A 12,204-nucleotide genomic window follows, 5' to 3' on the forward strand; every position below is an offset into this window, starting at 1 on the left:
TGAAAGCCAGTATTTTGTTGGCTTTCAATATTATTCATTCATAAGTACTTTAGTCATCATTTCATGTCGATTTAAAAAATCTCTAGTAACTTCAAAATGTTCAGTATCTTCATAGGTAGTTTCATGAATGCCAGAGTCACTAAAATGGTATATTTTAGCTCTAGGATAAGCGAGCAGAATGGGTGAATGCGTAGCAATAATAAGTTGAGAATTATTTTTTACTAGTTCATGAATAACAGATATTGCAGTCATTTGTTTTGTTGGTGACAACGCCGCTTCAGGCTCATCCATAAGGTATAACCCATGACCTTTTAGTTTATTCATAAACGTCGCCATGAAAGATTCCCCATGCGATAGCTCATGTAATGATTTTTCACCATATCCATGAATTTGTGGGCCTAGTAGAGGATCAACGTCTAAATTTTCAGTATAAGTAGCCACATTATAAAAACTCTCAGCACGAAGGAAGTAATAGTCTTTTGGTTTTTTATAACTTCTCACTGTTTTAAGATAGTTACCAAGTTCAGAGTGAGTTTTCTCAGTGCTAAAATTTGTATTTTTATTACCACCTTCAGGGTTTAGACCCAGTGTTACTGCAATTGCTTCAAGTAACGTAGATTTACCTGAACCGTTTTCACCTACTAAAAATGTCACGTCTGGATGGAACTCTAAAGAATCTAATGCCTTAATTGTAGGAATACAAAAAGGAAAATCATCAAAGTTATCCACCTTATCGCGTTTTAATGTTATCTCTTTAAGGTATGGCTTGTGATCAAAACTCATAAAAAATCCATGGTTAATAAGTAACCTCAACTCTGGATAACAACTTGCTTTCTAGCAGCTGTTTTTCCTTATTACTTCGTTAAATTCGATTGCAATAGCTCGCTATTGACGCTCCCATTTAACTTGTACTAAGAAAAAACATCAAGCTAGAATATATAAAACCAATAACAGTTTATATTTCAGACCGTTAGCTAATTTCTTATCCAGAGTTGAGGTTAAGTAAGTTGTCTGTTAATTAGCAAAAATAGTGGCTAAGACATATTAAGGCGTAATAAATTTATTTGCCTGCGCTGAATACATTTTATTGTATAGACTATTTTTTTCCATTAACTCATCGTGTGTTCCGTCTGCAACTATTTGGCCTTTATCCATAACTAAAATTCTAGTGGCATAACGAATAACTGATAAACGATGCGTTACAAAAATAGCGATTTTATTTTTACTCATTTGCTCAAAACGCTTAAAAATTTCTTCTTCGAATAAAGGGTCAATTGCAGCGGTAGGTTCATCCATAACAAGAATATCTCTATTTTGAGCAAAGTGCAGGCAGCGTAATACAGATAACCGTTGCCATTGCCCTTCTGACATTTCTTCACCATCAAACTCTTTACTTAGTTGTGTATCCATCTGAAAATTTTCTTTGTAAAAGTCTTTTAAAAAATTGTCGTTTAATTCACTTAAATCAGTATCAAAGCCGATATTTTCACCTAAGGTAAATTTATATTTAGGGTAGTCTTGAAAACAAACAGCGCAGCGTTCCCAAAAACTTTGGCGATTCAATTTTTTCAATGATAGAGAATTGACATTAATGTCACCAGAAGTAGGTTGGTAAAGGCCAAGCAACAATTTAACGAAGGTACTTTTTCCTGCTCCATTAGGACCTACAATAGCAATTTTTTCACCTTTTTCTGCAAAGAAAGAAATATTATTTAAAACCAATTCGTTTTGTGGAAAAGAGAAACTACATTCAGATAAACTTAAATTATTAACTGTTAATATTTCTTCTTTGTTATTTTTATCATCAGGTAAAGGTTGAGAAAGGGCTTTGATATAAGCGTAATATTGTTCAAAATAAACTAACCTGCCAACAATTCCTCCTAAATAAGCAGCAACCCCTCCAATTGATGAACGTAGTGCTAATATAGCGGAAAGTATAAAAACTACATCTCCTGTTGCTGAAGCTTCTGTAGTACAGACTTTAATAACGACAAAAAGTAACCAACTTAATAAAACTAGAGACGGTATAATTGCTAATAGTTGTATAGATACGCTGCGCCATCTTACTTTATTCATTATAAGTCTGAATGAATGAAAGGCATTGATAAACTTTGATGTTAAAAAGTTGGGTAAATTATATAAGCGAATTTCTTGGCGACTTTCTCTGTGAAATGATAAATCCATTATATAATGCATCGCACGAGAGTCTTTTGAATGGCCAATTATTGCAGACCAACTAAGGCGACCAACTTTAACGTGGATAATGTATTCAATTATACCGAGAATGAGGACTATAAAAGAAATTTCCCAAGCATAAAAAAATGTTGCTAATGACAATGTACCTACTGTGAAAATTGACGATAACAATTGAGCTAATGTATTAATTAAAATATTGGGAGCATTTGCTATTTGGGATTTTATGGCCTCAGCTTCATTGAATATTTTTTGCCCTTCAAATACAGCTAAATTTTCGGCTTTATTGGTTGCTGTCATTAATTGCGTGCAAAAATATTTATAACAGTTTTCGCCTAATACCTGGTTTGATATTGAAGTAATAAATCCAAATATTTTAGGTATTATTTCGATTCCTACCCAAGCAATAATAAAATATATCAGTGTTGGGTGAGCTATAATTGCCGCAAAAGAATACTCGGTATTAACGAATGTAAATATGAGGTCTATTAAGCTAGCAGTAATAAATATTTTGGCTATAGGAATTAAACCTACAACGAAACTTTGTAGAATTACAATAGAAGTAAGCCACGGAGACACTTTAAATATGGTTTTAATTAACTTCCAAGCGAGCCTTAAATTATTCCCATAACTCGTTAAAGCCGCTGATACTTTACTGACTTTGTTATTTTCGGCTTGGTCTGCATTATTAGTTTTAACCTTTCCATTTGTTTGCATATATATCCTTATTTTTACCTTTTAAAACAGGTGAGCACCTTAAAATAAAGCTGCCTTATAGCTGGATTTACGACCTATTAACGGTTTGTTATACCTCTTCAGGATCAACTCCTAATGCTTTAAGTAATAGAATTGAAGATCTAACATTGGTTAACTGCTGTTGCAGAAGGTTTTCTTGTTCTGAAATTAAAATACGCTTTTGAATAGAAACATTGAAAGCTGAAACACTGCCATATTTATATCTTTCCTGAGTTTCAAACGTTAATCGCTGTTGGGCTTTTAATCTTAACTTTGCAATATCTAGTTGTCGCTTACCTGAAGCTTGTGATGCTAGCGCACTTTCTACATCTTTAAGAGCATTTAAGATAACTTTGCGATAGTCGTTTAATTGCAGCTCCGCGTTTATTTTAGCTTGCTGTATATTACGCTCTCTTGTACCTGTATCGAGTAATGTGTAAATAATGTCGGCTCCTAGCGTCCAATTTAATGCATTATTTTTTAATAAATCGCTTAAAGCATTTGAAGCAAAACCTGAATTAGCTGTTAAGGTAATATTTGGGTAAAGTGATTTTCGTGTTAAATCAAAGGTTTTATAAGCAGACTGTAATTTTGCTTCCGCCAATTGAATATCTGGCCTATGTCGTAATACTTGGGAAGGTGTTTCAGCCGTTAATAATTGAGCAGGAAAAATAAAGTTTGCTCGTGGTGCTAAGCTAAATTGATGTGGTGGTAAACCCAGTAAATTTCCGAGAGTTAATTCTGAAACAATGCGTTGGCTTGTTAGATCTTCAATACGCGCTTTTACAGTTTGTATCTCTACATCTTGATTGTTAATTTCTAAACTGGTGATAATACCTGCTTTTTTTCGCGCTAATAACATCTCTTTTTGGTGTTCTAATTCTGTTAATGTTGCACGTTGAAAATCAAGTTGCTTATCTTGCAAACGAACAGTGAAATACGTTTCTGCAATGGATGACGTTAATGAAATTCGTGCCGTTTTTAACAATATTTTTTGGCTTAAAACATTCAGTTCGGCTATAGCAAGTTTGTCTGTTTTTTTATTCCAAAAATCTATTTCATAACTTGTGTTGGCGTTAAGTGCATAATTTGTTTGTTTATCATCCTTACGGGTTTTGTTAATGCCCGTTCGCGCCTCAATATTATAATTAATACCGTTATTTGCTTCTTGCTCTTTAGTTGCTAAATCTGCCGATTGAATAGCTAAAACAATAGAATAAATGTCAGGGTTATTTGTTAAAGCGAGTTCCGTTAATTCTTTTAGTTTACTATCTTCAAAATCGCGCCAAGTAAATGAAGGATGTTCAATTTCATTTTGTTGTTGTTCCCAAAATTCTGGCGTTAATGTAGCCATAACATCTTGCTTATCAAGTTTTATTGTAGAGCAAGAGGCTATACAGATAAGTGATAAATACGCGAAAAATAATGGGAGTTTTTGGCAAAAATTCATTTTAGTTATTCTCAGCTGCATTATCTGTTGTTTTAATTGGAAAGCGTACTAAAACTTGTTGACCAATTAAAAGAGGGATTTTACCTGCAGCAACTACAATTTCTATTACGTAATCATTGTTAGAACCACCTCTCATACTTGAAGAGTCGTTCGTGGTTTTTCGACCAAATATTTCTCCCACTCGCAATACCTCTCCTTGGTATTGTGTTTCAGGGTTAGCATCAGGAGAAATAATCGCTTTGTCGCCAACTTTTACCGCGCCAACAAAGTTTTGGTCTAAGTCGGCTCGTACTATTTTTTGAGTATTAGGCATTAATGTAAATGCAGCTGATATATTTAAGGTTGACGCACCCATACCGGGTCTTGCTTTAGCTTCGATAATACGACCCGCAACTGGAGCACGTATTGTTCTTTGTTCTAACTTAAATTGTGCACTTTCAACGGATGCTTGAGCGCGTAAGATTGCAGCTTCCTGTAGTTCAATATCTAATGTAATCTGATCAATGTCGTCCATAGCTCGATCTAAATCTAATTGCGATGATGCATCAATTGTTAATAACGGTTTTAATCGGTCATATTCTCTTTGTGCAATTTTCTTACGTAATAATAAGCTATTCATTGTTGCTTTAGCCGACATCAGTTGTGCATTAACAGACTTTAGTGCAATTTGTTCTTCGTTATCTTCTTGCACAGCAAGTACATCACCAGCTTCAACAATATCTCCTTCTTGTACATATACTTTGCGAAAAGTACCGCCTAAACGAGCAGACACTTCAATAATGCCGCCATCAACATCTATTTTTCCTTTAGCAACGGCTGTATAGTTTGAAATAGGAGGCTTAATAGCTCTACTTTCAAATGTTGCATTTTCTTGGGTAAAACTTTCTTTAAATAGGAAGCCGATAAAAATGACAATGAGAATAGTAATCCAAAATTTAAATGACTTCAGCATGGTTTTCCTATTAATTTTTAAGAGGTTGTGGGCGGTAATCTGAAGAGATAATACCGTCTTCAAGTGTTAGTATTCGATCGGCATGAGAACTCAAGCGATCATCATGGGTTACACAAAGCACCATAGCATTGTGTGATTTGGCGCTACGGTGTAATAGCTCTGCAACTATTCTTCCATTTTTACTATCAAGCGCCGATGTAGGTTCGTCAGCAAAAATAATTTTTGGCTCTTTAGAGAACATACGAGCGATAGCAACACGTTGATTTTCACCTCCAGACATTTGTGCTGGGCGCACGTTTTTTCTGTGAGATAACCCTACTTCTTCAAGTAAAGCATCAGCTTTTATTAGTGCTTCTTTTTTACTAAAGCCCATGTGTTGCATTGGAAATAAAATTTGTTGGCGTGCTGTTAATGAAGCGAATAGCCCCATACTTTGAAAAACAAAACCGACATGTTGGCGACGAAATTTATCTAAATCATTTGATGACAGGCTCCAGAGCTCTTGTTCAAAGCTAAATACTTGTCCAGCATCAGGTTTTTGTAATCCACCTAAGATTGCTATTAAGGTTGATTTTCCTGATCCTGAAGGACCTTTAACTAAGGTCATTTCACCTGCAGCTAAATCTAAATCTAGATTGTTCATGGCGATTACACTTGCGTCGCCTTCACCAAATTTTTTCATTAAACCTTTGGCGCTAATTGCTATTAAAGATTTACTCATCGTAATAACTCTGCAGGTTCGGCTTTAAAAATGACGGTTAAGGAAAATAGCCCCGCGAATAATGCGACAACCAATAAAAGAGCGGAGCTAGCAGCCATTAAATATACGGGTAAATCAATAATAATATCAAAGCGCTTTGATACTATGCGGATCAAGTGAGCAATAATAAAGGAAAGTGGTATGCTAGCTATTCCTATCCAAAATGCTTGCTCCATTGCTATACCTGCCAATACTCTACGACGTATACCTAATGCTCTTAATGAACCAAATTCTTTTATTTGCGCCAGAAAAGCCCCACGTAAGGTTTGACTTGCAATACCACAGCCTACTAATAAAGCAAAAGCCGCTGAGCCAAGTAATATTTTTCCTGGTCCTTGGAATATGTCACTAATACTATTATTTTTTGAGAAGCCTTCTACTGTTGTAGCTATTAAATTTTTGCCGCTTAGCATTAAATTTAATTCTGCGATTGTTTGTTGAATAAGTTGGGGATTTTTAACTTTTACAAGGTAAGCAGAGATATCTCTTTCTCTATCGCTAATTAATCTTAATGTTTGCTCAGAAGTAAATACATTTGGAAGCTGTGGGGTTGGTAAACCATCAAAAATAGCACCAACAATTATTTCTATATTGTCTATAGTAACTTTCTCCCCAACGCTTGCTGATAATAGTTTAGCGGCTGATCTGGATAGAATAACGGTACCTGGTGTTGATAATAATGCTCTAAAGCTTTCAGGAAATTGTTTCGGAAAAGACATTGAATGCTGACTAGGATCAACAGCTATGAGCATTACACGTATGATGGGCGGGCGGCTATTTGATGAACTTATAGTGTTTTCCTCTATTTTTTGCCATTGAGCCATGGCTCCAAAGCTAGACCAACCTGACACCATTTCAACTTGAGGATGCATCCAAATACTACTTTCATAACGAGTATCAATAGGTTGGGCTCTATAATGAGATTGCGTAGCAATAACAACATCTGCTGTTATTTGTTGCTTTATTAGGCCAAATGTTTTGATATAACCGACAACAAAGCCGAGTTGTATCGTCATCAGTAAGCCAGCTAATACCAATACAAAAATGGCTGTAGAATGACGTCGCCAATCATGTATTAAATTTGCTCTAGCTAATGAGATCATCATGTAAAGTGGTATTTCCTATAGTAACTTTTTTATTGGGTCGTTTATTTTTAGCAGGGAAAGTTATGGCTGATTGATGTTCATAAAATCAACAGAAGTCCTTCAGAATTTAGGGGGTAGGTTGTTTTGTTATACTATATATCAATTCGCTATTAAATTAAAATAGAACACCGTAAAAAGTTAATTTTAATTTGTAACAATATTACTAGGTAATTGTTGTAAAAGATCTACTTCATCGTTGTATGATAAAACATAATAATAGAACCTAAAGCAACATGAAGGAAAGTAGAGTGAAAGATGAAATATCTTTTGAAAACAATGAAGTGAATGTTCAATCTTTACCTCAAATTGAACAACTTAAGCTTGTAGCTATATCCAGTAAGCACCGTATGGCTAATTTAGGTATTAATATACTTTTAACCCTACTCGCGCTTATTATTGCCTTGTTTGTTCATTTTCAAAATTTTATGCCTATATCCCCTAACGCCGTAAAAACGGTCCCAATTATTTGCGTGATATTAGCACTCATATTGTTAGGTAAAACTATCTTTGGTTTTTTTGCTGATAAACGAAAATTTTACGCATTAAGAAACCAAGATTTAAGTTACATATCAGGCCTTATATTTAAAAAAGCAGTTACCCAACCTATATTACGTATTCAACATGTTGAGCTAAAGCGTGGGCCTATAGACCGTAAACTTGGATTGGCTAAAATACAGGTATTTAGCGCTGGCGGTGCGACACATACTTTTGAAATTCCGGGATTAGAAGTCGATACTGCAGAGTCTATTAGACAATTTATACTTGATCATAAAGATGTTGTTCATCATGGATAATATTGAAAGTTCGCCTGAACAAGACAAACAAAAAGATACAGAGTTGTCACAGGCTAAAGATAATATCGTTAATGAACGTTTAACTCAAACGTGGCAACGGCTTGCTCCTATTGCCATGTGTTATTTTTTCGTAAAATTGCTTTATGTCTTTTTCAGTAATTTATTCTTTTTAATTCCAGCCGTTATTTTTGGCTATAAGCATATTATTAATAACCCTTGGATATGGTTACCTGCATTATTGGGTGTGGTTATTTTTATTGGCTTGATTGTATTTTTAAATTTTTACTTTTTTCAATACCGTTTAGTTAACGAACATATTGAAATTCGATCAGGTGTTTTTTCTAAAAAGCATATCAACTTACCTTTTACTCGTATTCAAAACGTAAAACTTGTTCAACCCATTTATTACCGCCCTTTTGGTTACACTTGCTTGGAACTTGATACCGCAGGCTCTGCCCAGCAGGAAGCTAAAATTGTTGCATTAAAACTCTCGTTTGCTGAAGCCTTAAAAAAAGAAATTTTAACCACACATGGTCAAAATGATATTCAACCTACAGAAATAAACGTAGAGCAAAGTAATGAACAAATAGTTGAAAACGACACTCAAGATGAAACCATATTAAACACGCGTTCCCTCAAAGACCTTATTATTCATGGAATAACCAATAATAGAGTATGGATATTTTTAGGGGGCTTAGCACCTTTTTTAGATGATATAGGGCGTTATGTTGATAACTTTTTTCAGAATTTAGGGATTGATATAGAGCAGTTGCTAACCTTTGCGGATAAGTCTTGGTGGCAAATTAGTTTATGGGCGTTAACATTAACCCTTTTGATTTTATTGCCTATTGTGCTGTTTTCAATAATTGGTTCCATCATTACTTTTTATAACTACACCTTGAGTAAAATAGGCGACAGATATATTCGACGCAGTGGGTTATTAACTAAGCATGAAGTAACGATGAAATTACCCCGCTTACAAATGGTGTATAGGCAACAAGATTGGTTAGATATACTGCTTAATCGTATTAATCTAACCTTTGAACAAAACAATGTGATCGGGCAAAACGTTCAACCTGGCGGCTTAAATAATAAAATTATGGTGCCGTCGATTACTGCGGATGAATGCCAAACGCTGATCAATGATGTGTTTCCTGACAATACCATGGAAACATTAATTTATACGCGTATTAGTAAGCGATTTTTGTTACGCAATATCGGCTATATATTAACGCCTTTATTTATCGTGCTATCGGTTTTCGCGGCTACTACAGGGAAGTTCACATTACTAAATTATTTAGTACCTGCATACTTAATATTGAGCGGATTAGTCTTTTGTCGTTGGTATCGTTGGGGTTATGCACAAGACAAATATTTTCTATATGTGCGTAAAGGAGTTTTAGGCGTCGACTATTGTTGCTTTCCTATCTACAAAGTACAACAGACTAAATTTATTCAAAGTGTGTTTATGAAACGCCACCAACTTTGTTCGTTATCTATCGTATTAGCATCAGGTGCGGTAAATATTCCGTATATCAATGAACAACAAGGTTATAACATGACCAACGAGCTTTTATATCAAGTAGAAGAAAGTCGTCGATCTTGGATGTAATTCTTAAAAAACGTTAACGTATTTGTTGGCGGGGGGATTTGTCATGCTTAGGATTTATTTTAGCCGTTAGAATATGGTCTTGCCAATGGCCATTAATTTTCAAATAAGACTTAGCTAAACCTTCTTTTTCAAATCCACAACGTTGCAATAAACGTTCACTTCTTTTATTTTCAACCATGTAGTTTGCCATTATTCGGTGTAAGTCATATCTATCGTAAACGTAGGCAATACATTCGCTTAAAACATCATACATAATGCCTTGCCCTTGGTATCGAACGTCAATTGAATACCCTAAATAACATGCTTGAAATACACCATGCACAATATTAGTAAAGTTGCATGACGCGACCATCTCTTTGTTTGTCGTATTTATAACTACAAAGTGTAGTGAGTTACCTAAGCAATAATTTTGATAGTGGCTCATTATTCTGGCTTTTGTTTCGGCCTCATTATAATAATGGCTATCACGCAAAGGCTCCCAACAAGCGAGATGTTGCTTATTTCTAATTTCGTATGCGTTAACTAAAGTAAAATGTTCGGGTGTTAAAACATTGATTGATAAATTATCTTGAGTGCCTACAGTAAAGGTAGGAATTTCCTTATTCATGTATTTATTAATCCTTTTATATATACCCGTAACTATTCAAGGTGCAGGTTTCAGTGGGAACTAAAAACAATTTAGGCACAGATTTTACGTTCCAAACAAAATCTAAGGTCTACATCCATGTATGCAAGGCATTAAGTTTACGTCATGGTTATTCTCGGTAACTGCTCCTGCGTTACCCTAATGTCCTACATCCGTGTAGGAACCTGACTAAAGTTAATAACGAAGCATAAATTGTTTTTAGACCCATCGAAGAAGCGCTTGAGCAAAATCACTTCATCGTTAATTCTTTTTATAAGGGAACAACCATTATTGCAAAGCATTGCCTTGAATTGATATCGCTCAAGTGCTCTGAAATAGCCTCTTGATTGGTAACGGGTATATTGTTCAATTTCATTTTACGTTAATTGAGTATGAATTCTAATGAAAACCCCATAAAATACGCACCATCTTATTAAAAATCGTCATTTGACCATCAAGGTAGCGAGCATTTCGTAAAACGTTTATGTTAGCTAAACACATATGAACTTATCAATAACCTTTAAAAAACCAACGGTAAAAGGCGCGTACGATTGGCAATTGTCGCAAGAGATCAACGTGAGTAATGAAGCTGGCGATGTTATCGCAAAAGCGGAAATAGAGCTTATAACCCTTAACAAACATCGCGATGCTGATAAAAGCTTTGCAATGCTTGATGAGCAAGAAGCTACCGATTGGGAATTACCATTAGGTGTTTATTTTAAAAAACAAAATTTAATAGCAGAATATTGCGAAAAGCTTTTAGTTAAGCCAGATACTAACGCAAAAACACATATTATGATTGAAGCAATAAGTGTACAGCCTGCTTACAGAAAACAAGGCGTAGCTAAGTATTTATTGAATGAAATTGCTCTACATTACCCTAAAGTTCAATCGTTAAATGTGATGAGTATGGCGATGAATTTATTTGTAGATTTAGAGTTTTGTAATGGTGAAGAAAATACGCAATATTACACAAAACTAGCACTTGAAAATGAAGCCATAGCAAACGAAGAGCTAAAAGCATTTTTTACAGCAAGTGGTTTTATGCAGGTAGAAATAGATGAAAGCTTATTAGCTGAACCACTGCCTTTTGAATTGTTTATTGCAAGTCCCGCAACGATTAAAGCTATTGCTTAAGCATACAGCCTTACTCAATAGAAGAGTGAGTTATCCATTCATAAGTATGATTGGATAACTTTAAACGCTTACTTACTCGCCATTAAAAATTGCCACTGTTCGTTAAAATCATCACTTGGTTTTTTAGCAAAGCTCGATCTTACATATTGGCTGATTTTACCTTCAGCAAAAGAAACAATAATATTAGCTAAGGCAAGTTCGTTAATGGTAAAACCTTTACCTTCTCTTAATTTACGTTCTCTTAATACTTGTTTGAATTGAGATTCTAGTTTTTCAAAAAACTGATTTACACGCGCGCGTAAACGTTCGTTCTCACCCATTAAAGCATCGCCACTTAAAATGCGGCACATACCCGGATTGCGTTCAGCAAATACTAGCAACACATGTAAAATATGATGGCAGCGTACTAACGCTTCTTTATGATCTGTTAAAATAAGATTTATTCTTGAGAAAATAGATTCTTCTATAAAATCAATTAACCCTTCAAACATTCTCGCTTTTGATGGGAAGTGACGATATAAAGCGGCTTCAGAAACACCTACATCAGCAGCTAATTTTGCGGTAGTAATACGTTGTCCAGGGCTAGTTTCAAGCATGCTAGCTAAACATTCTAAAATTTGCTGTTTACGATTGGTTTTTGGATTTACAGCCACTGAAATTCTCATTATTTTAATTATTAATAAACGAATTCTAACGGTTTTATATTGGTGCTTTCAACTACTTTAATATGGAAGTTATTTATTATCCTGAAAATGGCTTATTAATCAGTAAGTATATTTAAATTAATAAATGTAGGGTATG

The 12,204-nt window shown here is 34.7% G+C and carries 11 protein-coding genes; 3 read left to right on the top strand and 8 right to left on the bottom strand.

Annotation, left to right across the window (positions count from 1 at the left end; genetic code table 11):
- Positions 1-30 precede the first annotated feature (30 nt).
- The 6 genes from B0X80_RS09460 to B0X80_RS09485 form a co-directional block, all read right to left on the bottom strand.
- Positions 31-783: an AAA family ATPase gene (locus B0X80_RS09460; protein ID WP_077339779.1), complete on the bottom strand. Its 753-nt coding sequence runs from the start codon at positions 781-783 to the stop codon at positions 31-33.
- A gap of 261 nt (positions 784-1,044) precedes the next feature.
- Positions 1,045-2,910 (bottom strand): ATP-binding cassette domain-containing protein, encoded by a 1,866-nt coding sequence (locus B0X80_RS09465; RefSeq protein WP_077339781.1) that lies wholly within the window; start codon positions 2,908-2,910, stop codon positions 1,045-1,047.
- A gap of 88 nt (positions 2,911-2,998) precedes the next feature.
- A complete protein-coding gene (locus tag B0X80_RS09470; RefSeq protein WP_175623917.1) occupies positions 2,999-4,378 on the bottom strand; it encodes a TolC family protein in 1,380 nt (459 codons plus the stop codon).
- 1 nt (position 4,379) lies between these two features.
- Positions 4,380-5,330 (bottom strand): efflux RND transporter periplasmic adaptor subunit, encoded by a 951-nt coding sequence (locus B0X80_RS09475; protein WP_077339785.1) that lies wholly within the window; start codon positions 5,328-5,330, stop codon positions 4,380-4,382.
- Between the two features lie 10 nt (positions 5,331-5,340).
- Positions 5,341-6,051 carry an ABC transporter ATP-binding protein gene (locus B0X80_RS09480; protein ID WP_077339787.1) on the bottom strand — a complete coding sequence of 237 codons (711 nt, stop codon included), beginning with the start codon at positions 6,049-6,051 and terminating at the stop codon, positions 5,341-5,343.
- Positions 6,048-7,196 carry an ABC transporter permease gene (locus B0X80_RS09485; RefSeq protein WP_077339789.1) on the bottom strand — a complete coding sequence of 383 codons (1,149 nt, stop codon included), beginning with the start codon at positions 7,194-7,196 and terminating at the stop codon, positions 6,048-6,050. The genes B0X80_RS09480 and B0X80_RS09485 overlap by 4 nt, the downstream gene beginning before the upstream one ends.
- Before the next feature lie 287 nt (positions 7,197-7,483).
- On the opposite strand from B0X80_RS09485, the gene B0X80_RS09490 reads away from it, so the two are divergent.
- Positions 7,484-8,029, top strand: a complete 546-nt coding sequence (locus B0X80_RS09490; protein WP_175623918.1) for a PH domain-containing protein — start codon at positions 7,484-7,486, stop codon at positions 8,027-8,029.
- Positions 8,022-9,641, top strand: coding sequence for a PH domain-containing protein (locus tag B0X80_RS09495; protein WP_077339793.1), 1,620 nt, complete (start codon positions 8,022-8,024; stop codon positions 9,639-9,641). Before B0X80_RS09490 ends, B0X80_RS09495 begins: the two co-directional genes overlap by 8 nt.
- Positions 9,642-9,654: 13 nt before the next feature.
- On the opposite strand, the gene B0X80_RS09500 is transcribed toward B0X80_RS09495, so the two are convergent.
- Positions 9,655-10,248 carry a GNAT family N-acetyltransferase gene (locus tag B0X80_RS09500; RefSeq protein WP_077339795.1) on the bottom strand — a complete coding sequence of 198 codons (594 nt, stop codon included), beginning with the start codon at positions 10,246-10,248 and terminating at the stop codon, positions 9,655-9,657.
- 519 nt (positions 10,249-10,767) lie between these two features.
- On the opposite strand from B0X80_RS09500, the gene B0X80_RS09505 reads away from it, so the two are divergent.
- Positions 10,768-11,403: a GNAT family N-acetyltransferase gene (locus B0X80_RS09505; RefSeq protein ID WP_077339797.1), complete on the top strand. Its 636-nt coding sequence runs from the start codon at positions 10,768-10,770 to the stop codon at positions 11,401-11,403.
- A 68-nt stretch (positions 11,404-11,471) separates the two neighbouring features.
- On the opposite strand, the gene slmA is transcribed toward B0X80_RS09505, so the two are convergent.
- Positions 11,472-12,056 carry a nucleoid occlusion factor SlmA gene (gene slmA / locus B0X80_RS09510; protein ID WP_077339799.1) on the bottom strand — a complete coding sequence of 195 codons (585 nt, stop codon included), beginning with the start codon at positions 12,054-12,056 and terminating at the stop codon, positions 11,472-11,474.
- Between the last annotated feature and the right edge of the window lie 148 nt (positions 12,057-12,204).

It is taken from the genome of Pseudocolwellia agarivorans (genome assembly GCF_002000085.1).
Taxonomy (GTDB): Bacteria; Pseudomonadota; Gammaproteobacteria; order Enterobacterales; family Alteromonadaceae; genus Pseudocolwellia; species Pseudocolwellia agarivorans.